This is a genomic window from Pseudonocardia sp. TMWB2A (assembly GCF_017312135.1).
This window is the reverse complement of the sequence record NZ_QKQY01000002.1, coordinates 2,415,102-2,436,227: the sequence shown is the minus strand read 5'-3', so window position 1 is coordinate 2,436,227 and position 21,126 is coordinate 2,415,102. Positions and strand designations below refer to the sequence as shown.

The window sequence follows — 21,126 nt, the reverse complement described above, 5'->3', positions numbered from 1 at the left end:
ATGGGCAGGCAACACGGCCGGACTGGTCCGGCCGCCGTCGTCGGGGAGGGTCGTCATGGTGGAGCGGTGCCGGTGCGGGGCGGAGCTGCTGGGCTCGCTGCACTTCTGCGTGGGGTGCGGACGGCCGCGGGCGCAGGCCGTCGTCCCCCGGCCGCGGACCGGGGCGGTGCCGGTCGGCGCCGGGGCCCCGGTGCCGCAGGGACGGACCGCCGTGCAGCACCCGTCGACGGCGCAGTACCGCCCCACCGACCGGTGCAGCCCCGCCGACCGGTACCGCCCCGCCGCGCCGGCGCCGGCCCCGTCGGCCTGGGCCGGCCCGCAGCCGACCGGCTACGCGCCGGGCTGGGACGCCCCGGCCGGATGGGGCCCGGTGGCGCCCGCCCCGTCGCGGACGCCGTGGGTCGTCGCGTCGCTGGTGCTGGTGACGCTGCTGCTGGCGGGGGCGGCGCTGCTCGTCCTGCGACCCGACCTGCTCCCCGGCACCGCGCCCACCGTGACCCCGGCGGCCGCGCCGGTGCCGGTGGTGGTCGCCCCGGCTGCGGCGCCGGTCGTGATCCCGCCGACCACCTACGTGCCGGGCTACAGCCCCTCGCCGACGACGTCGCTCACCGAGCAGGCCGCCGCCGACAGCCCGCGCGTGGCCGCGACGGCCGGCTACTGGGTCCCGCAGCTGTCCTCCAAGCGCGCCGGCACCAGCGACGGCGGCATCACCTACGACGAGCAGGGCATCCTCGACCACTACCGCGGCCTCGCCGCGCAGTACCCGGGCGCCGCGCTGCTCTGGTCCGGCGACTGGCCGGTCTTCCGCAACAGCGGCTACTGGGTCGTGGTCGTCGCCCAGCCCTTCACCACCGCGGCCGGTGCGAACGCCTGGTGCGACGCCCAGGGCTTCGGCTCCGACGACTGCTTCGCCAAGAAGATCTCCTGGAGCGACGGCCCGCAGGGATCGACGGTGCACCGGTGAGCGCGCCGTACGGGCCGCGTCCGCGGACGCCGCTGCCGGACGTGTCCGTGCTGTTCCCGTGGCGGGCGTGGACCCGGCACCCGTGGTTCCGGTCGTGGACGACGTGGGTGTTCGTGGCGCTGATCGCGGTGCCGCCGCTGGCGACGACCCTGCCGACGTCCGGCTCCGACGACATCCTGCTGCCGTCGATCGTCTTCGCGTTCTACTTCGCCGCGGCCTGGTTCCTGGTGCTGTGGAAGGTCGTGGCGCCGGGCGGGGTGACGGGCCCGGTGCTCGCGCTCGTCGCCGGGATCGCGCTGGTCGTCGAGGCTCCGGTCGCGATGGCCCTCGAACGCGCCTTGGCGGCCGACACCGACACCCTGCTCGCCGGGATCGTGACCGTGGCCGTGCCGGAGGAGCTCGCGAAGCTGCTGCCGGTCGCGGCGCTCGCCCTCGTCCACCGACGGGCGTGGCACACGCTCTCGCCGCGGGACTTCCTGTTCCTGGGCGCGACCTGCGGCCTGGTGTTCGGCGCCGTCGAGGCCGTCAAGTACGCGAACGACTACATGGTCATCGACGACGCGCGGTCGGGGCTGACGCTCGCGTGGCGCCTGCTGACCGGCCCGATCGTCCACGCCTGCTGGGCGGGGCTGTCCGCCTACTTCCTCGGGCTCGCGTCGCGCTACCGCGACGCCGGACCGTGGCTGGCCCTGGCGGGTCTCGGGATCGGGCTCCCCGCGCTGCTGCACGGGCTGAACAACCGGGTCGCCGGGGAGTACGGCGTCGCCTGGGCGGCGGTGGAGGGGCTCAGTGCGCTGCTGTTCCTCGGCTATGCCCGGATCGGGCTGGTCGCAGCCGTGCCGCCGCGGGTCACGACCGGGGTCCCGTGGGCCGTCGGGCACCCGCCGGCCCCGGTCGCGGCTCCGTGGCCCGCGGGGCACCCGTCGGCCCCGGTCGCCGATCCGGCTCGCCCGGCCCCCGCTCCGTGGCCGCCGCCGCTCCGACCCGGCACCCCGCCGCCGGCGGCCCCGTCCGGCCGGGTCCCCGACCTCCCGACGACCCGGCTGCCCGTCGTCGGACGCCCGTGACCGGAATCCACTCGGCCCCGCCCGCGTGCGCGCCTACCGTTGGCCCATGACCTCCGACGCGCACGGCACCGAGATCCGTACCCTCGCCGAGCTGCAGGAGATCACCGGGCAGCCCATCGCGCCCGCGCTGGCGAAGGAACGCGACCACCTCGTGGACGTGCACCGCGCCTGGCTGGCGGCGTCCCGGTTCCTGCTCCTGGCGACGTCGGGCCGCGACGGCACCTGCGACGTCTCGCCGAAGGGTGACCCGGCCGGGTTCGTGCACGTCGTCGACGACCGCACGGTCGCGATCCCCGAGCGTCCCGGCAACGGCCGCGTCGACGGCTGGCGCAACGTCCTGGAGAACCCGCACGTCGGCGTGATCCTGCTGGTGCCGGGCCGCAACGACACGCTGCGCATCAACGGCCGGGCCCGGCTCGTCCGCGACGCGCCGTACTTCGACCAGCTCGCCGTGAAGGGCCGCCGGCCGCTGCTCGCCTGCGAGGTCGCGATCGACCAGATCTACTTCCACTGCCCCAAGGCGTTCCTGCGCTCCGAGCTGTGGGCGACGACGAGCTGGCCCGCGCCGGGCGCGCTGCCCTCCACCGCGCAGCTCGCCAAGCGGCTCGCCCGTCCCGACGAGCCACTGGAGAAGATCGAGGAGTACTACGGTGCCGGCTACGCGGCCCGGCTCTACTGAGGGTCGCGCAGGTTACATCGAAACCGCAGGTCAGACCCTGCACAATGGGGAAACGTGACACCCCCCGTCCCGCCGCTGCGGCGATCCCTGCGCGCCCTGCTGTCCGCCGTCCTCACCGCGCTCGCGATCCCGGTCGTGCTCGCGGCGGGTGCCGCGCTGCCACCGGCCGCGGTGGTCGTGGGGATCGTGCTGGCGGTGGTCGTCGCCGGGGTGGCCCGCACGCTGTCCTGGGTGGCCGGGGAGCCGGTCGGCGAGCGGGCGACGGCGCTGGCCGTGGCCAGCGGCCTCGGCGCGGGGACCGCGGCGATCGCGCTGGGCGTGGTCGCGGTGTTCGCCGGCCCCGCGGTGCTGGTGCTCTTCCCGCTGCTCACCGGGGCCGGGGTCGCGACCTGGTGGGTCGCCCGCCGGGACGTGCCGCCCGCGCTCTGACTCCATGATCACCGGTTGTGGAGTCCGGAGTGCACTCCACGGCCCTCTGCGCTCCACAACCGGTGATCATGAGGCCGCACGGCGACCGCCACGCGCCACTGGTCGCGGGCCGGCGTCGCACGGGAATGGCGCGAGGCACCGTTCCCCGGGAACGACGAAGGCCCAGGCTCGGCGGAAAACCTGCCGCTGACCTGGGCCTTCGTGTGTGGAGCGGATGACGGGAATCGAACCCGCGTATTCAGCTTGGGAAGCTGATGTTCTACCATTGAACTACATCCGCATGGCGTGAGATCACCCTAGCACCACGATCCGCGTACCTGTCACGGACCTCCCCTGCCCGGTCGTCGCACGATCCGACCACCGGGCGCGCGTGTCTCGACCCGGCCGCCCGCTCCGCGCACACTCGTCACCGTCGGTCAGACCTCGGCCGGAAGGCGACTGCGATGACGGTGTTCGACCCGACGTCGGGCGACGTGTCCGGGTTCCCCCCGGACCACGAGCACGACGTCCTGCTCATCGCCGGCAGCCGTCCCGAGGTCGCCCGGCTCGCCCCGGTCGCCGGGGCCGTCGCGGCGGCGGACCGCATCCGCGGGATCACCGTCGCCACCGGGCCGGACCCGATGGCCGTCCACGAGGCGTTCGAGGCCCTCGGTGTCCCCACCGACATCACGATCCTGCTGCCGCTGGAGACCGGGCCCGGCATGGCCGACGTCGCCGCGGCGCTGTTCACCCGGCTCGACCAGCTGCTCGTCGACCAGGACCCGTCCGCGGTGCTGGTGCACGGCGGTGGGCTGGCGGCCGAGGTCGCGGCGACGGTCGCGTTCTGGCGACGGATCCCGATCGTGCACATGCAGGCCGGGATGGGTACCGACGACCTGCTGTGCCCGTTCCCGCAGGAGGCGCACCGGCGGGTCATCGGCCAGCTCGCGTCGCTGTTCCTCACCACGAGCGGGTCCGCGCTGGGCAGCCCGCTCGGCCCGAACGTGCTGACGATCGGCGACACGATCAACTCACTGCCCGGTCCGCAGCACCAGGGCTGTGTCGACGCGCTGGAGCGGATGCACGACCAGCACCGCAGGCTGATCGTCGTCGACCTGGCGAGGGCCTCGTCGTCGCCGGTGCTGCGCGGGATCGCGGACCTGCTGGAGCGGTACCCGCGGATCGAGATCGTGCTGTTCGGCGCGCTCGCCGCCGGGGAGACGGCGCAGTCGCTCGGGACCCACCCGCGGGTGACGGTCGTGGCCGAGCCGGCGCTGCCCGACCAGCTGGCCGTGCTCACCGCGGCGACCGTCCTGGTGAGCGACGACCACGAACTCGTCGTCGACGCACCCGGTCTCGGCACCCTCGCGGTCCTGGTCGACGGGCCGAACGTGCCGCAGCCCGGCGACTCGATCCGCAGCATCGCCGCGCACGACGCGGCCGCCGCCGTCGCGCAGGTGCTCGACGGCGACCACGGGCGCCGCGCCGCCGCGTCGGACGGTTTCGAGGCCGCCCGCGCCGAGCAGGCGGTCGCCTGGATGTTCGGGCTGACCCGCTCGCCGCAGCTGCCCGACGACCTCGTCGGCGGTGGCCGGCACAGCCCGGGCGAGGTGGAGTCGGACTCCGAGGAGTCCTCCGAGGCGTGACCGCGGGCCCTGGATAGGGTGTCGGCGTGCTGCTCTCCGACGGTGACCTGCGCAAGGACATCGAGTCCGGCCGGCTCGTGCTCGACCCGTGGGACGTCGAGATGCTCCAGCCGTCCAGTGTCGACGTCCGGCTGGACCGGTACTTCCGCGTCTTCCAGAACTCGCGCTACACCCACATCGACCCCGCCCAGCAGCAGGACGAGCTGACGACCCCGGTGGAGACGCCGGACGGCGAGTCGTTCGTGCTGCACCCCGGCGAGTTCGTGCTGGGCTCCACGTTCGAGCGCGTCGGGTTGCCCGACGACCTGGCCGGCCGGCTGGAGGGCAAGAGCTCGCTCGGCCGTCTGGGTCTGCTGACCCACTCCACCGCCGGGTTCATCGACCCGGGCTTCACCGGCCACATCACCCTCGAGCTGTCCAACGTGGCGAACCTGCCGATCACGCTGTGGCCGGGGATGAAGATCGGGCAGCTGTGCCTGTTCCGTCTGTCCAGCCCGGCCGAACGGCCCTACGGCACCGAGGGCGTCGGGTCGCGCTACCAGGGGCAGCGGGGTCCGACGCCGTCGCGCGCGTTCCGCAACTTCCACCGCACCGACACCCGGCGGGCCTGAGCTCGTCGCCCCGCCGGGGGTGACGGCGTCGCTACCCTGGGCGGTGATGGACGCCGACCGCAGCTCCCCGGACCCGTGGGCCACCGGCCGCCGCCGGAGCGGCCGGCCCGACCGCGGCGTCCGCCGCGCCAGTCCGCCCCGGCAGGACGACGCCGGACCCGACGCGACCGGCGCCGCCGCCCGCGCCGACACGGCCGGACCCGACACGGCCGGGCGTGGCCCCGCCGGTGAGAGGGCCGCCGGTGAGAGCACGGCCGGCCCCGGCCCGGCCCGCTCCGAGACCGACACCCCACCGCCCCCCGGCACCGAGCTCGTCGTGTCCCCCGTGGCGCCCCCGGAGCCCGACCCCGGCTCGCGCGCCCTCACCCGACGGCCCGCACCCGCCCCCGCGGACCCGCCACAGGCGGACCGCGGGACGGAGGACCGGGACCCCTGGGCCCCGTGGCGCCGCCTGCGCCCCCGCACCGTCCGTGGCGCCACCGCGCTCGGTCTCGCGGGCGCCGCGGTCCTGCTCCTGCCCTTCCTCGACGACCCGGGCCGCTGGTGGGTCCCGGTCGGCCTCGGGTTCGGCACCCTGGTGCTGCTGGCCCTGCTGCGGCTGGACCGGCTGCTGCAGGGGTGGGCACCGCACGTCGCCGGGGTCGTGCTCGTCGCTGCCCTGGTGAACGGGACGCGGGAGAACCCGTGGGCGTGGGCACTGGCCCTGTCGGTGGGGGTGATCGTCGCCGGGGCGCTGCTGCTGCCGCGCTGGACGGTGCTCGCCGCCGGCGTGGTGCTGCTGGTGGTGTCCGGGGTCGGCTACTCGTTCCGCTCGGCCGAGATCCGGCAGGACCAGACCCGCGTCGACGCGCAGGCCGGCGCACAGTTCCGTACCGACCTCGGTGTCGCCCGCCCGCAGCTCGCGCTCGTCTCACTGGACACCGGGGTCGCCTCGCCGAACCCGGCCCGGGTCTGCCGCCTCGTCCAGCCCGCCGCGCTCGACCAGCTCCGCGCCGCGACGGGTGCGGCGGGCTGCGAGGACGCCGTCGCCGTCCTGCACGGGCGGATGCCCGCCGGGGCACAGATCACCGTCCCGGACCGGCGTCCGGACCCGGAGGTGGCGGTCGGCGCCACCACCGCCGTCGACGCCTGCGGTTCGGCGTGGGGAGCGGCCGCACCGCAGCTCGGCCGCGTCGTCCTCACCCGCACCACCACGACGACGTTCCAGGTCAGCTCCTTCACCCCCTGCTGACCCCGCACACGACGACGGCCGGGCACCCCTGCAGGGGGTACCCGGCCGTCGTCGGTGGTGGGTCAGTTCTCGTTCGAGCGCTCCGGCGTCGCGTCCTCCGGCGACGACCCGTTGCTCGACCCGTTCGCCGCTCCGTTCCCCGACGACGCCGGGGTCCCGGTGCTCGACGCACCGTCCGAACCGGCCGGGGTCGGGTCCTGCTTCGCGGCCTCGTCGGCCACCTCGGCGGCCGGGGTGGCGGTCCCCGGGGCGTCGGTGGTCGGCGCGCTCTGGCCCTCGGTCTCGGGCTGCGGCTCCGGCGCGGTGTCGGCAGGGGCGTCGCCCCGCTTGACCGCGGCGAGCAGCATCTGCGAGACGTCCTGGACCTGCACGGCCTCACCGGCGGTCTGGTTCACACCGTCGGTCATCATCGTGCGGCAGAACGGGCAGCCGACCGCCAGCGTGCCGGACGGCTCCGAGCCGCCACCGGCCTTGGTGAGGGTCTCGGCGGCCTCCTCGGCGCGGGTGAAGTTGATGCGCTTGCCGATGCGCTCCTCCATCCACATCCGGGCGCCACCGGCACCGCAGCACATCGACCGGTCGCCGTGGCGCGGCATCTCGGTCAGCGTGGTCGTCCCGGCCGCACCGGTCGCGTTGATCAGCGCGCGGGGCTCCTCGTAGACCTCGTTGTGCCGCCCGAGGTAGCAGGGGTCGTGGTAGGTGACCGGGCCGGTCTCCTCGCCCGCCGGGGCGGACACGGGGACCAGCTTCTTGTCCCGCACCAGCTTGTTGAGCAGCTGGGTGTGGTGCACGACCTCGTAGTGCCCGTCGAGCTGGGGGTACTCCCGGCCCAGGGTGTTGAGGCAGTGCGGGCAGGTCGTCACGATCTTGCGGGTGCCCGTCTCGCGGCCTTCGAAGACCGTGTTCAGGGTCTCGACGTTCTGCTGGGCGAGCATCTGGAACACGAACTCGTTGCCCGAGCGGCGCGCCGGGTCACCGGTGCAGGTCTCGCCCGAGCCGAGGACGGCGAAGTTCACCCCGGCGCGGTGCAGCAGCTCCGCGGTGGCCCGGATGGTCTTCTTCTGGCCGTCGTCGAACGCGCCGGCGCAGCCGACCCAGAACAGGTACTCGGTCTCGGCGTCCAGCTCGCCCTCGACGACCGGGACCTCGAAGTCGAGGCCCTTGGTCCACTCGAGGCGGTCCTTGGCGTTCTGGCCCCAGGGGTTGCCCTTGTTCTCCAGGTTCTTGAACAGCGAGTTGAGCTCGGTGGGGAACTCGGTCTCGATGAGGACCTGGTAGCGGCGCATGTCGATGATGTGGTCGACGTGCTCGATGTCGACCGGGCACTGCTCGACGCAGGCGCCGCAGGTGGTGCAGGACCACAGGATGTCGGGGTCGATGACGCCCAGGACGTCCTCGCCGCCGACCAGCGGACGGCCCGCGGCCTCCAGCGCGTCGACCGGGATGGCCTTGAGCCGCTCCTCGGCGCCCTCGCCGGTGATGCCGACCTCGTCGCCCGCCATGTCGCGGCTGCCGCCGGCGAGCAGGTAGGGGGCCTTGGCGTAGGCGTGGTCGCGCAGGGCGTTGACCAGCAGCTTCGGCGACAGCGGCTTCTCGGTGTTCCAGGCGGGGCACTGCGACTGGCAGCGGCCGCACTCGGTGCAGGTGGTGAAGTCGAGCAGGCCCTTCCAGGTGAAGTCCTCGACCTTGCCGACGCCGAAGGTGTCGGTGTCGGGGTCGGCCTCCTCCAGGTCCAGCGGCTTGCCGTTCGACATCATCGGCCGGGTCGCGCCGAGGGCCTTGTAGCCGTCGTCGTTGCGCTTGAAGTAGATGTTCGGGAACGCGGTGAACCGGTGCCAGGCCACTCCCATCGTGGGCTTAGCGGCGATCACGATCAGCCAGATCATCGCGGACAGGACCTTGACCGCGGCGAACACCGAGACCAGCGCCGGGGACGCGGGCAGGACCGCGGACAGGGCGTAGGAGACCGGGGCGGACCAGACCGGCACGTCGAACGCGCCCATCGAGATCTTCGCGGCCCGCACGACCAGGATGCCCAGGCCCTCGAGGAACACGACGCCCTCGACGAAGTACGCGCGGCCCATGTTGGAGCCGTAGAACCGCGACATCCTGCCCTGGGAGCGCGGGTTGTTCAGCTGGCGGATCACGATCAGCGCGCCGATGCCGACGACGGTCGCGACGCCGAGGATCTCGACGTAGAGGGAGTAGACCGACCACTCGCCGATGATCGGCAGGTGGAAGGTGGGGCTCCAGACCTCCACGAAGGCCTCGGCCAGCGCCAGGATCAGACCCAGGAAGCCGACCATCACCAGCCAGTGGAGGATGCCGACCTTGGTCCACTTGAGCATCCTGGTGTGACCCAGGGTCTCCTTGAGCATCGTCGCGAACCGCGGCCCGAACGGGCCGTTGCGCGTCGGGTCGGACTCACCGAGCCGGATGATCTTCACCATCCGGGTCACGGTCATCGCGACGAGGGCCACGGCGACGATCGCCGACAGCACGGTGACGATGCCGAGCGTGTACTGCACCCAGGTCATCTGGAGGAACCTCCCTGTAGAACACCCAGCGGTCCCTGCCGGAGCGTGGTGCTGCCGTGACGGAACGGGACGGGAATCGATGAACCGGTCCGGTGGGGCACCGGGGCTGCGGCGGAGCGCGCGCGTCCACGGGCGCACGGCGTACCGTGCCGCCGGGACGGGGCGGGCCTCTCCATCGCAGTGCCTCCTCGGACCTCGCCGCCGCGCTGGTGTGGTGGGGCGCGACGACGGTCGGGCGAAGGGTAGTGCGCCCGGCCGAGGGTTGCCCGACCTCACCAGGGGTCGGCCGCGCGTGTTACCGAACAGTAGCCAAGGCCGACCATGACATCCCGGGTCAGGGTCGGGATGTCGGGGAGACACGAGTCACGCCCGATCGACGCTGGTCCGACCGTGTCGACCCGATCGCGCAGCGTGGCGCACCGGTGGGCCGGGTGGCTCAGCCCCTAGGATCCCGTACGGGTCTCGTGGTCTACTCGCCTGCGGGAGCGACCGGGACAAGCGGACTGCCGCAAGGAGGAGCTGTGAAGACCTCGTACGAGGCGATCCAGCTGGTACTGGCCCAGGGCGGACAGCTGACCACGGTCAACCTCCGCGACTGGATCACGAACAACATCGTGCCGCTGATCCTGCTCGCGATCGCCGTCATCCTGCTGTGGATCGGTGGTCGTGGTGACAACGCCGGCGTGGCCCGGCGCAGCATCGGGCTGCTGGTGGGTCTGATCGCACTGGGCATCGCCGTGACCGGCAGCGGTCCGGCCATCGGACAGGCGCTGGCCAACCTGCTCGTGACCCCGGGCTGATCCGTGCTCGTTCGCACGGACGACGAGGTCTACCGCGTCGACGCCGTCTGGCTCGGGCCGCCACGGGCCACCTTTCCCTGGCGCGCCCGCTACGTCAGCTACGGCGTCGGACTCCTCGTCATGATGCTGATCATGTTCGTCCAGCGCCGGCTCGGTATCGGCCTGGACTTCTTCTCCGTGGCCTGGGCGCTCGTCGGCACCGTCGCGATCACCCGCCTGCTCGGCAAGAAGATCGACTACGAGCGGCCGCTGGGTCAGGTCCTCGGCCAGTTCTGGGCCGAGGTGACCGGGCCGCGGGCCGGTCGGAAGGCCGCGGGTGGCTCGGTCCGCGCGGGACACGTCCGTGTCCACGCCACCCGTGCCCACCCCGGCGTCCCGTCGGCCGGTGGCCGGACCCCCGCGCTGTCCACCGCGCAGCGCACCCGGATCGACGCCGCGGGGACGCGGCCGCCGGTCACCGTGGACGCCGTCGTGGACACGCCCGCCACCACCGCTCCGGTGGTCCCGGGGCTCGAGGCGCCGGTCGCCGCACCCGCGCGCGTGGTCCCGCCGCTGCCGGAGCCGGGCAGCGCGCCGCGCCGGAGCCGTTTCCGCCGGGCCCGCGGCGGTGGCCGCGGTCGCGGCGCGAGCGTGCCCGCGCGCACCCCCCGTCCCGACCCGTGGCGCCGGAGTGGCCACCGTGGCCGCACCTGAGCGGACCCCCCGGCCGAAGGCCCGGCGCGGCCGGGCCCGTGCCGGCGAGGGCGGTTCGGACTACACCCCGTCGATCGCGCTGCGCTCGATCGACGGGCACATCACGCGTACCAATGGGCAGGTCATGGCCTGGTACCGGCTCGCGGCGCAGGCGTGGAGCTTCCGCAGCGACAACCAGCGCGAGGTCCTGATCCGCCAGATCGCCGCGCAGCTCGGCGAGCTGCAGGGGCGCTGGCTGCACCTGCGCGTCACGACCCGGCCCTACCCGGTGCACATGTGGGCGGAGTCGTTCGACCAGAACGCGATCGGCCGTATGCCCGACGTGCCCGGCGCCCTGGGCTGGGACGGGTTCCTGGAGGGCGAGCAGCGCCACCTGATGGGGCTGTCGATGGCGGACAAGGAGGTCTTCCTCGGCATCGAGGTCTCCGGCCGCGGGCTGATCGACCGCTGGGTGGAGCGCGCCGCGCCCGTCCTGGACCGCCTCGTGCCGTCCGCGGTCAAGGCCGAGCTCGCCGCGCTGGAGACCGAGATCAACCACCTGGACGTGCTCGTCGCCGGGTCCGGCCTCGACGCCGTCCCCGCGAGCGCGGAGGACATGGCCTGGCTGATGCACCGCTCGGTCGCCCTCGGGCTGCCCGCCCCGCGCGGGCTGTCCTCGGTCCCGCGCGGGGTGTCGACCTGGGAGCCGGAGGACCTCGCCGCGTTCACCGAGGGTGTCGACCTGCACCAGGAGCCGTACGCGCCGACGGTCCAGGTCGTCGGGCGGATGCGCAGCCAGACCGTCACCCGCAACGTCGCGGTGCTGAGCGTCGGGCTGATGGAGGGTCTGCGGATCCCCGAGATCGACGACCCGTGGATGCAGCACTCCGATCGGCTGCCGTTCCCGGTGGAGTGGTCCGCGCGGATCTACGTGCGCCGCCCGGAGGACGTCACCGGCGAGCTGCAGCGCCAGATGGGCAAGGTGCGCAGCCAGATCCGGCACTACACCCACGACCACGACCTCGACCCGCCCATGTCGCTCGCGCGGCAGGCCGACCGGGTACTGGAGGTCGAGGACGAGCTCACCACCGGGCTCACCCAGCTCAACACCCGCCTCTACGGCTGGTGGCGGATCGCCGTCTCCGGCCGCGACGAGGCCGAGGCCACCACCCGCGCCCAGCAGGTCGTCGACCTGTACCGGCCCAAGGTGCAGATCGAGCACCCCGAGGCGCAGTACCGCTACGCCCGCGAGTTCATCCCCGGCGAGCCGCTGGCCGCGACGGCCTACCGGCGACGCGGGTCGGTCACCTGGGCGGCCGCCGCGGTCCCGGCCGCGACGGCCAGCGTCGGCGACCGCCGCGGGATCATGCTCGGCGAGACCTGCACCGCGACCCGCCGCCCGGTCGCCTGGGACCCGTGGCTGGCCCAGGAGGTGCGGCGCGCGTCCGGCCTCACCGCGATCGTCGGCGGCCTGGGCTCGGGCAAGTCGTTCCTCACCGGGCTGGTCGTCTACAAGACGCTGCGCGCCGGGGCCCGCTGGACGGTGCTCGACCCGTCCGGCCCGCTGGCCGAGCTGACCCGGCTGCCGGAGCTGGCGCCGTTCTCCCGGCACATCAACCTGCTCCGCGCCGACCCCGGCATCCTCAACCCGTACCGGGTGGTCGCCGAGCCGCGGCCGGACCACTTCCTCGACGACGAGGACCCGGAGCGCGCCTGGAAGCGGGAGCGCTCGCTGGCCGCGGCCACCCGTCGCCGGCTGGTGCTCGACGTGCTGTCCGGGCTGCTGCCCTACGAGATCGCCCGCCAGCCGCACACCCGGATCGTGCTGCTCCGCGCGGTCCGCGAGGTCGGCGGCTCGCCCGACCGGCACCCGGGCATGGTCATCGACGCGCTGCGCCGGCACGCGACCGAGGGCGAGGACCACGCCGGCGTCGTCGCGGACTTCCTCGACGAGCGGCGCGAGCTGCCGCAGGCCGCGCTGCTGTTCCCCGACGAGACCCGCGCCGACCCCTGGCAGGCCGACCGCGACTACCGGCTCACCGTGCTGACGATGCAGGGACTGTCGCTGCCGCGCCCGGGCAGCCCGCGCGAGGAGTGGACCGACAACGAGTCGCTCGGCGTCGAGCTGCTGAACCTGGCGTCCTGGCTGACCCAGCGCACGATCTACGACGCCGACCGCAACCTGCGCAAGGGCGTCGCGCTCGACGAGACGCACTTCCTGTCCCAGGTGCCCACCGGCAAGGTGCTCATCGACCGCCTCGCCCGCGACTCCCGCAAGTTCAACGTCCGCGCCCTGTTCGCCTCCCAGCTGGCCGGCGACCTGCTGCGGGTGTCGGGCTTCGCGTCGCTGGTCAACGCCGTGTTCGTCGGCCGGACCGACGACGAGGAGGCCCAGTCCGAGGCGCTGCGGCTGCTGCGCGTGCCCACCGACGTCGGCTACGAGGAGATGCTCGGGACCCTGTCCCCGCGCCCCCGCCACGACGACCGGCCCGACGACGCGCCCCGCCAGTTCGTCTTCGCCGACGGCCACGGCGGCGTGGAGAAGGTCCGCATCGACCTGGAGGCGCCGCACCTCGAGCACATCCGCGAGGCGCTCGACACCAACCCCGACGCCGCCCGCGTCGTCGCCCCGCGCCCGCCGGGTGGCCCGGCGATCACCGCGCCCGGGCATCCCGAGATGACCGCACCCGACGAGCCGAGCCCGCTGCCCGCGCGGCGCGCCCCGGCCCCCGTGGTGCTGCCCGACCTCGACGGCGACGAGATCGACCTGCGCACCGACACCCGGATCGGCCCCGGCGACGACGACCCGGTCCTGGCCGGCGGGATCCGTGCCGGTGGGGTGCAGGTCGTGTCGGTCGCCGCGACCGACGCCGCCGTCGGCCGCGCGGAGCTCTACGACGACGAGCAGCTCGACCTGCTCGACGAGCTCGACGACGACTGGGTGGTCGACGAGCCCGCCCCGACGAACGGCACCCGCCCGTCGAGCGGCGACGGCCCGGTGAACGGGTCCGCCGTCACGAACGGCCATCCCGCGGCCGCTCCCCCCGACGGGGACGGACGGTGACGGCGGGCCTCGACCCGTCCGGCGGCGCAGGCATCTGGGTCGTCCTGGGCGTGCTGCTCGCGGCCGTCGTCGTGTCGGTGCGGAAGACCCGCCGCCGCAGGCCGCAGACGCCCGGGGTGATCCGCCGCCGTCGCCGGCGGACGGCGGTCCTGGTGGTCACCGCGATCGCCGGCGGCACGCTGCTGCTCGGCTCGCCCGCCATGGCGCAGGCGCTGGACTGCAAGTCCCCGCCGGAACCGGACCGCCCCGGCACCGGGCTGGTCGGCTCGCTGGATCGGCCCTCGGCGCTGCACGGTGAGGCCGGCAGCGTCTACGAGGAGGTCGGCTACGCCGGTCTCGTCTGGCACAACTACGACCTGGGCTGCGCCACGTCGGGTGTGCTGAACCCGTCGGTCACCACCGACACCTGGCTGGGCAACCAGGTCTTCAACCTGGCGAAGCTGACCGTCGGTGGGGTGAACTGGGCGCACTACCTCATCGCCGACGGCGGGTCGCTGTTCGCGCCGCTCGACCAGGTCATCACCACCGCGACCCGGGCGATGTACGAGACCGTGTTCACCACCTGGGTGGGCCTCGGCCTGCTCGGGTTCGCGATCATCGTGCTGCTGCTGGCGATGCGCGGGGAGCTCGCGCGCCAGGCCCAGCGCACCGGCATCGCCGTCCTCGCGCTGATGCTCGGCTCCGCCGCCTACCTCGCACCGGTCGACTGGTCCCGCGCCGCGGACAACCTGCTGCTCGACGGCGTCACGCAGATGCAGGAGGGCTTCCTCGGGCAGGTCGGGCTCGGCACCCGCGACACCCTCCCGACGGTGCTCGTCGACCAGGTCGCCTACCAGAACTGGCTGCGCGGGACGTTCGGCGCGCCGGACGTCCCGCAGGCCCAGGAGCTGGGCCGGGACCTGCTGCGTTCGCAGGCGTTCACCATCGACGAGATCGACCAGGGCCAGGACACGTCCGAGACGGCGGAGCGCAAGAAGGGCGAGTACGCCGCGCTCGCCGACCGCATGGGGGATCGCTACCCGTACTTCACCGGGGCCTCCGGCAGCCGGATCGGGGCCGGGACGCTCGCGCTGATCCAGGCCGCGTGCATCGCGCTGTTCCAGCTGCTGTCCAAGGTCCTGGTGCTGGTCGCGCTGCTGATCATCCGGCTGATGGTGGTGACGGCGCCGGCGATCGCCGTCGTCGCGCTGCTGAAACCGGACGTCATCCCGGCGATCCTGCGCATCGGCGGCGCCGCGATCGTGAACACGCTCGTCGTCGGGGCGTTGGCCGGGCTGCACGCGCTGCTGGTCGTGTCGCTGTTCGCCCCCGGATCCGGGGTCGACCTGTGGCTCGCGCTGCTGGTCACCGGCGTGGTCACGCTCGTGCTGTGGGCGGTCGCGCGGCCGTTCCGGCGGCTGGTGTCGATGGTGACGCTGACCCGTGAGCAGTTCGGCGGGATCGTCCCCGGCATCAACGGCGGCCCGGTGTCGCGGGTGTGGAACCGGATGCGCGGCCCGAACGACGCCGACGAGCGCCAGTCCCGCTGGTGGTCCGAGCGCGGCGGCCCCGGCGGGTCCGGCGACCCGGGTGCGGCGCGACCGGAGGCCGAGACCGCGGCGGGACCGGGCGCCCGGGTCCGTCGTCGCGCGGCACCGGACGTGTCCTCCCCCCAGGCGGCCCGGATCGCCGAGCCGCGCCGCGGGGCGCTGCCGGTCGGGGCGTCCGGGCGGCCCGACACCGGGTTCGCCACGCGGGTCGACCCCGGCGAGGTCGACGACCGCTCCATCTACCGCCGCGACGACGCGGGTCCCCGCCGCCCCGGCGACCCGACCCCGGTGACCCCGGAGCTCGTCGACGGCGTGCCCGTCTACAAGATCTACCGCCCGCGGGCGGCCCGCACCGGCGGCGACCGTGCCGATTAGGTCCTCCCGCGGCCGCGCCGGCGCCTACCGCGCGGTGTGGCAGTGGCCGCTGCGCTCCCCCGCCCGGCTCGCCGTGACGGTGGTGGTCCTGGGCGGGCTCGTGTTCGGGCTGGTCTCGCTCGGCGGTTCCGGCGGGGCGGCGTCCGGCGGCCTGATCGCCGGGGGCGGCTCCGGCGGCAACCGGTGGGACAGCGGATCGTCCGGCGTCTCCGCGACGCCCACCCCGACGCTGCTGCCGCCGGTGCCCGAGCTGACGCCCGAGGCGCTGCCCGTGTCGCAGGCCCCGCGGCAGGCGCTGGAGACGGCGCGGGTGTGGGCGGCGGCCTGGGTGAACCACCCCGACGGGATGACCTCCCAGCAGTGGGTCGCCGGGCTGCGGCCGTACACGACCGACGAGTTCCTCGGCGTGCTCGCGGGCGTCGATCCGTCGAACGTGCCCGCCTCCCGGGTCACCGGGCCCGCGACCCCGACCCGGGTCGCGCCGAAGAGCATCGAGGTCACCGTGCCGACCGACACGCTGACCCTGCGGATCCTGGTCGTCGACACCGAGGCGGGCTGGAAGGTGTCCCGCTACGACCGGGCATGAGCACCCCGCTGACGCGTGCGCTGCGGCCGCTGCGGCTGCTGCTGCCGTTCCTCGCGATCGGGATGGCGCTGGTGCTGTTCCTGACCGTCGGTTTCCTCGCGTTCAGCCCCAACCTCGGCGGCGGCCGGTCGAACGCGGCCTGGTGCGACACCGGGATCTCGACCGCGACGGTCGGCCGTGGCGGCGGGGGAGCCACCTTCGAGACGCTGTCCGACGAGCAGAGGCAGAACGCCGCCGCGATCATCTCGGTCGCCAAGGACATGCAGCTCCCGCCGAAGGCGTGGCTGGTCGCGCTGGCCACCGCGATGCAGGAGTCGACGCTCCGCAACATCGACTACGGGGACCGGGACTCGCTCGGGCTGTTCCAGCAGCGGCCGTCGCAGGGGTGGGGCACCCCCGCGCAGGTCACCGACCCCGCCTACAGCAGCCGGATCTTCTACGAGCGGCTGATGGAGGTGCCGGGCTGGGACTCGATGCCGGTCACCAAGGCCGCGCAGACCGTGCAGCGCTCGGCCTTCCCCGACGCCTACGCCAAGTGGGAGGGCCTGGCCGCGTCGCTGGTCGAGAACATCGGCGACGTCGCCAACCCGACGGGCTGCGCCCCCGGCACGACCGGCGCGCTGCCCCCGGGCGTCGCCGGGGCCGCGATCGGCTTCGCGCTCGGCGAGCTCGGCAAGCCCTACGTGTGGGGCGCGACCGGCCCGGACTCCTGGGACTGCTCCAGCCTGCTGCAGGCGTCGTACCGGGCGGCCGGCGTCACGATCCCGCGGGTGTCGCGCGACCAGTACAACTCCGGCGGCCACCTGCCGGTCCGGGACATGCAGCCGGGCGACTTCCTCTTCTACGCCCACGACACCTCGGACCCGACCACGATCTACCACGTGATGATGTACCTGGGCGACGGCAAGATGGTCGAGGCGCCCAACCGCAACTTCCCCGTCCGCGTGCAGCCGGTGTCGTGGGAGTTCGGCGATCTCGTCCCGCTCGCCACCCGGCCGGGGACCACGCCGAACCCCGCCTGAGCGGGGTCGAGGCGCCATCATGGGCGGCATGCGCTCCCCGCTCTCGGACTACCTCGACTCCGCGGCGCCCGGTGCCTGCCCGGACCACCTCGTCGTGCCGCGGTCACTGGCCCAGTCGATGCCGCTGCGCTGGCAGCAGGTCTTCGTCGGGCTGCTCACCGACCTGCACGACGCCTACCCCGGCGTCGACTGGCCGGAGTACGCCGTGTCCGCGGTGCGGGCCGAACCGTTGACCGAGCTCGACGACGCCCAGCTCGCCACGCACGGCTACGTCACCGAGCTCGGTCCCGACGGCGACCTCGAGTACCGCGACGCCGACGACCGCGTCGTCCCGGGATCGCTGCCCGTCCGGGTGGAGGTGCCCGACACCGTGCCGCCGGCGTCGGCGGGGCAGGTGCCGCGGGGGACCGTCGTCCTGCGCTGACCGCGCCCCGCACCTCGCGCCGCCGCGCCCCGCACCTCGCGCCGCCGCGCCGCTCCGCTGCTCGCGCCGGTCGGGCCCGGCCCGGTGCGCGGGGGCGTCGCCGAGATGCACCTCAGCGGGAATCGTCGATCTCCACGGCCCGCTGAGCTGCATCTCGGCGTGCGGCAGGGACACCTCCCGCGGAATCCGCTTACCCGGTAAGCGATTTCCCGGCCACCCCTCACCAGGCCCGGTGCGTCCCGACCGGTGCGCGACGGCGCCGCGCCCCGTCGGCGAGCCGGTCCAGCTCGCGGACCAGGTACGCGGCGTCGGCCGGACCGGCGTGCACGACGGCGTCATCGGGGAGCGGGCCGCCGACGACGTCCGGGGTCGGGCGCCGCTGGACGTAGCAGCCGTCCGTGGTGGCGTGCACCAGCAGGACGCCCGGCGCGCGGCACGGGTCGTGTCCTTTCCGGCCGGCGCCGAGCTGGGCGACGCCCTCGACCTGCCCCATCCGCCGCAGCATCTCGGCCTCGGCCGCGCTGCAGCCCCGCCGCAGGAGCTCGTGGACGAGCCGGTCGGCGTCGCCGTCGGCGCGCTCGGCGGCCTCACCCAGCACCGCGACGGGGATCCGCACCCCGGCCCCGGGGCCGGGCACGACCTCGCCGAGCAGCTCGACCAGGAGGGCCGACGCGTCGTCGGGCAGGACGCGGACCAGCGCGACGTCGTCGCCGATCCGGGTGGCCAGCACCGCGCGCCCGGCCCGCCGCGCGACCAGCGCCCGCTGCCACGACGGCGGTGCGACCACGAGGTCGTGCTGGAACTCCGGTGCGACGACCGTGCGCAGGTCGTCGACCAGGTTCGGCTCGAACGCGGTGCCGGTGAACAGGCCACGCGCGGCGAGGGTGTCGAGACACTCCCGCACGACACGGGCCCGCTCGACATCGGTGAACCCGGGGCTGAGCAGCTCCAGGACCGCGGGGTTGCGACCGAGGTCGAGCAGGTCCCGGGCGACGTCGAACTCGGCGGCGGTGAGGACGGTGGCGCGGTTCCAGTCGATCATCGGTGGGGCTCCTCGGGGGCCAGGACGGCGTCGGTCGCGGCGATCTCGATGTCGAACACCTCGTCGGTGGGGACGACGTAGCGGTTGCGGTGGTCCCGGGCGTCGCGGCTGCCCGCGCCGCCGGCCATCGGGCCGTAGCCGCCGGGGGCGCCGCCGCGTCCGGCGGTCTCGCCGGGGCGGGCGGACCAGGCCGGCTCGGCGGTCCGGGCGCCGGGACCGAACGGCTCGTAGGGCCGCCCTCCACCGGATCCCGTGCCGCCGGGGAGGCGGTCGCCGTACCCGGGACCACGGGCCGACGGGGGGAGGAGCGGCTGGGCCCGGGTCCGTTCGCCGAACCGGCGTCCGAGGTCGACGCGGGTGGCGAGCGGGTCGGGGCCCGGTGCTGTCGTGGGGTACGGGCCCTGGGGCACCGCCGGCCGGTACGGGTCCGGGGCGGGTGCGGCCGGCGGGTCGAGGTGCTGGGGTGCGACGACGTCGACCGGTTCGGGGAGCCCGGTTCCGCGGTCGCGGTCGGCCATGCCGTCGCCGGTGGTCCCGGGACCACCGGGACCACCGGGGCCCGGGGTTCGCCCGACGTCCGCTGTGCCGGAGCCCGATCCGCCGTTCCCCGGCCCACCGTTCCCCGGCCCGCCGGGAGCACCGACGCCGTCCGGTCCGGGACGGGGCCCGCCGCCCGGCTGATCCGGGGCGCCGAGTCCCGGCCCGCCTCCGCCGAGGGGGGTGGCTCCGCCGCCGTCCCCGACACCGGCCGGGCCGGGACCGCCGGCCCCGGCCGAGCCCGGCGCCGGACCTCCGGCACCGGTGGGCGTCGCGGCCGGCACCGGGTCGACGGTGCGGAAGCGGTCGTCGATCGCCGACGCCGTGTCGAGGTGCTCCTGGAGGGCACGGTCGGCCTCCTCGCTGTGCCGCTGGTCGCGTTCGAGCGAGGTGACGTAGTCGGCGACGGTGGCGCTCAACCCGGTCATCGGGGTGCTCGCCAGCAGGTGGAGGTTGCGGACGCTGCTGGTGAAGATGCCCGGCGGGGTGGGGTCCAGGGCGGCGATGGCGGCCTGGGTGCGGTCGAAGGACTGCCCGTAGGCGTCCAGCTGGGTCGCGCCGTTCGCGGTGACGGGGGCGGTGCACATCATCGAGGTGGTGATGCCGTCGAGGGACTGCTGGGCGGCGGACGCGGCGGGCCCCTGCCAGGAGATGCCCAGCTCGGCCATGCGCTTCCGGGCCTCGTCCGATGCGGAGCGCAGCTCGGCGTCCGCGGTGCGGAGTGCGGCTGCGGCATCGGCGACCGCTGTGGAGCCGGGTTCTCCGACCACCCAGGCGTACTTCTCCTGGAGGGTCCTGGCCGCGAAGTTGAACTGCTGGTGGAAAGCCATCACGAATCGCCTGTCGCCTTCGGGCCGAACGACTTCTCGATGTCGGTCTCGTTCAGCTGGTAGGACTCCGCCACGAGACGAAGGCCCCGGACCGCTTGCTCGAGTTCGTCCTGGTGGGCTGCGTGAACTTCGAGGATGTGCTGGTACTTGTCATCGAACGCCGGAGTGGCGAGTTCCGAGATGGGATCGGTTCCACAACGTTCGACCCGGCGGGTGCGTGCAGTGATCAGCGCCGATCGCATGTCGTCGATCTGACGATTGAGGGTCTCGCCGACCTGCAGCACGGTGGCGGGAGAGATTTGACTCAGCAGGGTGGGATCAGCCGGAGAGGAAGCGGACGGCCCGGAAGACATGGGTGAACGTTAAAGACGTCGCCGATCCACGACGGCCCTTTCGACGAAGGCGTTCACGCACGCGAACTCCCCGGTCGACGCTGCATCAGCGCGCTGTGAGCTCCGCCAGCACCGCGTCCGCCAGCTCCTGGGAGCGGTCACACAGGGCGCTGTCCGTCAGACCTGCGTCGCGGAGGTTCGTCGCCAGAGCCTGGGACTGCGTCCGCAGGGATGCGTCGTCGGCGATGTCCACGACAATGTCGCACCCCGGAAGGGTCTCGGAGCGGTCGGACGACCGCACCATCCCGTACCCGGCCAGCGAATCGAGCGCCACCCCCGGAGTCCGGGCCAGGTCGGCAGCGGGAACCGGCAGGAACTGGACGCTGGAGTCGATCTTCGGGGTGCGTCCCAGATAGGTGCACGTGGGCGATGGCTTGCCGTCGATCGTCACCTCGCCGGGCCGCCCTGCATCCAGGCCGAGATCGGCGCGCCGGGTGTCGTCGACGAGGTCGCACGGTTGGCGCCCGGTCACGTCGACGGCTGCTGGTCGTGGAGGCAGGGGCGTTGCGGCCATCGGATCCCCGGAGCGCGGCGCCGGCTGGCACCCGACGAGCGGAAGCGTGAGGCCGATGAGCACTGCGGCGACGGCTGCCCCACGCGGAGCGGGTCCGAGCACGGTGATCCTCCGAGGACGAGCGAGCGGCCCACAGGCTAGCCCGCCCCACCCCCGTCGACGGCCGTTCGGACCACCCGCGAACGTCGTGGATAAA

At 74.2% G+C, this 21,126-nt stretch carries 19 protein-coding genes and 1 tRNA gene; 14 read left to right on the top strand and 6 right to left on the bottom strand.

Annotated features, from left to right (window positions below):
* Nucleotides 1–55: 55 nt before the first annotated feature.
* From DMP17_RS26255 to DMP17_RS26240, 4 genes are read left to right on the top strand one after another with little or no spacing between them, the layout of a single operon-like run.
* The gene (locus DMP17_RS26255) at nucleotides 56–964 is read left to right on the top strand and encodes a hypothetical protein (protein ID WP_337830906.1); all 909 of its coding nucleotides are present in this window, start codon (nucleotides 56–58) and stop codon (nucleotides 962–964) included.
* Entirely contained in the window at nucleotides 961–2,031 is a 1,071-nt protein-coding gene (locus tag DMP17_RS26250) for a PrsW family glutamic-type intramembrane protease (protein ID WP_337830905.1), read from the top strand. Before DMP17_RS26255 ends, DMP17_RS26250 begins: the two co-directional genes overlap by 4 nt.
* A gap of 46 nt (nucleotides 2,032–2,077) precedes the next feature.
* Nucleotides 2,078–2,710, top strand: coding sequence for a pyridoxamine 5'-phosphate oxidase family protein (locus DMP17_RS26245; RefSeq protein WP_337830904.1), 633 nt, complete (start codon nucleotides 2,078–2,080; stop codon nucleotides 2,708–2,710).
* 54 nt (nucleotides 2,711–2,764) lie between these two features.
* The gene (locus tag DMP17_RS26240; RefSeq protein ID WP_337830903.1) at nucleotides 2,765–3,139 is read left to right on the top strand and encodes a hypothetical protein; all 375 of its coding nucleotides are present in this window, start codon (nucleotides 2,765–2,767) and stop codon (nucleotides 3,137–3,139) included.
* Nucleotides 3,140–3,345: 206 nt separating this feature from the next.
* On the opposite strand, the gene DMP17_RS26235 is transcribed toward DMP17_RS26240, so the two are convergent.
* Nucleotides 3,346–3,419, bottom strand: a tRNA-Gly gene (locus DMP17_RS26235).
* A gap of 163 nt (nucleotides 3,420–3,582) precedes the next feature.
* Between DMP17_RS26235 and DMP17_RS26230 the strand changes: the two genes are divergently transcribed.
* From DMP17_RS26230 to DMP17_RS26220, 3 genes are read left to right on the top strand one after another with little or no spacing between them, the layout of a single operon-like run.
* On the top strand, nucleotides 3,583–4,764 hold the full coding sequence (locus DMP17_RS26230) for a UDP-N-acetylglucosamine 2-epimerase (protein WP_226354376.1): 1,182 nt from the start codon (nucleotides 3,583–3,585) through the stop codon (nucleotides 4,762–4,764).
* Nucleotides 4,765–4,790: 26 nt separating this feature from the next.
* Entirely contained in the window at nucleotides 4,791–5,375 is a 585-nt protein-coding gene (gene dcd / locus DMP17_RS26225; RefSeq protein WP_062398841.1) for a dCTP deaminase, read from the top strand.
* Between the two features lie 46 nt (nucleotides 5,376–5,421).
* A complete protein-coding gene (locus tag DMP17_RS26220) occupies nucleotides 5,422–6,606 on the top strand; it encodes a hypothetical protein (protein WP_337830902.1) in 1,185 nt (394 codons plus the stop codon).
* A gap of 62 nt (nucleotides 6,607–6,668) precedes the next feature.
* Here DMP17_RS26220 and DMP17_RS26215 read toward each other — a convergent pair whose 3' ends face one another.
* Nucleotides 6,669–9,143 carry a heterodisulfide reductase-related iron-sulfur binding cluster gene (locus tag DMP17_RS26215; RefSeq protein ID WP_337830901.1) on the bottom strand — a complete coding sequence of 825 codons (2,475 nt, stop codon included), beginning with the start codon at nucleotides 9,141–9,143 and terminating at the stop codon, nucleotides 6,669–6,671.
* Nucleotides 9,144–9,664: 521 nt separating this feature from the next.
* Between DMP17_RS26215 and DMP17_RS26210 the strand changes: the two genes are divergently transcribed.
* Genes DMP17_RS26210 through DMP17_RS26180 form a run of 7 tightly spaced genes read left to right on the top strand, consistent with a single transcriptional unit; the run spans nucleotide 9,665 to nucleotide 17,615 of the window.
* Entirely contained in the window at nucleotides 9,665–9,943 is a 279-nt protein-coding gene (locus DMP17_RS26210) for a hypothetical protein (protein WP_020622502.1), read from the top strand.
* A gap of 3 nt (nucleotides 9,944–9,946) precedes the next feature.
* The gene (locus DMP17_RS26205) at nucleotides 9,947–10,636 is read left to right on the top strand and encodes a hypothetical protein (protein ID WP_337830900.1); all 690 of its coding nucleotides are present in this window, start codon (nucleotides 9,947–9,949) and stop codon (nucleotides 10,634–10,636) included.
* On the top strand, nucleotides 10,623–13,679 hold the full coding sequence (locus DMP17_RS26200; protein WP_337830899.1) for an ATP-binding protein: 3,057 nt from the start codon (nucleotides 10,623–10,625) through the stop codon (nucleotides 13,677–13,679). The genes DMP17_RS26205 and DMP17_RS26200 overlap by 14 nt, the downstream gene beginning before the upstream one ends.
* The gene (locus DMP17_RS26195) at nucleotides 13,676–15,583 is read left to right on the top strand and encodes a hypothetical protein (protein WP_337830898.1); all 1,908 of its coding nucleotides are present in this window, start codon (nucleotides 13,676–13,678) and stop codon (nucleotides 15,581–15,583) included. Before DMP17_RS26200 ends, DMP17_RS26195 begins: the two co-directional genes overlap by 4 nt.
* Entirely contained in the window at nucleotides 15,573–16,169 is a 597-nt protein-coding gene (locus DMP17_RS26190; RefSeq protein WP_062398831.1) for a hypothetical protein, read from the top strand. The genes DMP17_RS26195 and DMP17_RS26190 overlap by 11 nt, the downstream gene beginning before the upstream one ends.
* Entirely contained in the window at nucleotides 16,166–17,191 is a 1,026-nt protein-coding gene (locus DMP17_RS26185) for a C40 family peptidase (protein WP_226354370.1), read from the top strand. Before DMP17_RS26190 ends, DMP17_RS26185 begins: the two co-directional genes overlap by 4 nt.
* Before the next feature lie 28 nt (nucleotides 17,192–17,219).
* Nucleotides 17,220–17,615 carry a hypothetical protein gene (locus DMP17_RS26180; RefSeq protein WP_226367990.1) on the top strand — a complete coding sequence of 132 codons (396 nt, stop codon included), beginning with the start codon at nucleotides 17,220–17,222 and terminating at the stop codon, nucleotides 17,613–17,615.
* 220 nt (nucleotides 17,616–17,835) lie between these two features.
* On the opposite strand, the gene DMP17_RS26175 is transcribed toward DMP17_RS26180, so the two are convergent.
* The 4 genes from DMP17_RS26175 to DMP17_RS26160 all read right to left on the bottom strand — a co-directional run bounded on the left by DMP17_RS26175 (nucleotide 17,836) and on the right by DMP17_RS26160 (nucleotide 20,993).
* Complete coding sequence (locus tag DMP17_RS26175; protein ID WP_337830897.1) at nucleotides 17,836–18,657, bottom strand: ESX secretion-associated protein EspG; 822 nt, start codon at nucleotides 18,655–18,657, stop codon at nucleotides 17,836–17,838.
* The gene (locus DMP17_RS26170) at nucleotides 18,654–20,024 is read right to left on the bottom strand and encodes a PPE domain-containing protein (protein WP_337830896.1); all 1,371 of its coding nucleotides are present in this window, start codon (nucleotides 20,022–20,024) and stop codon (nucleotides 18,654–18,656) included. The genes DMP17_RS26175 and DMP17_RS26170 overlap by 4 nt, the downstream gene beginning before the upstream one ends.
* A complete protein-coding gene (locus DMP17_RS26165; RefSeq protein ID WP_337830895.1) occupies nucleotides 20,024–20,377 on the bottom strand; it encodes a PE domain-containing protein in 354 nt (117 codons plus the stop codon). The genes DMP17_RS26170 and DMP17_RS26165 overlap by 1 nt, the downstream gene beginning before the upstream one ends.
* Before the next feature lie 85 nt (nucleotides 20,378–20,462).
* Nucleotides 20,463–20,993: a DUF3558 family protein gene (locus DMP17_RS26160; protein ID WP_337830894.1), complete on the bottom strand. Its 531-nt coding sequence runs from the start codon at nucleotides 20,991–20,993 to the stop codon at nucleotides 20,463–20,465.
* Between the last annotated feature and the right edge of the window lie 133 nt (nucleotides 20,994–21,126).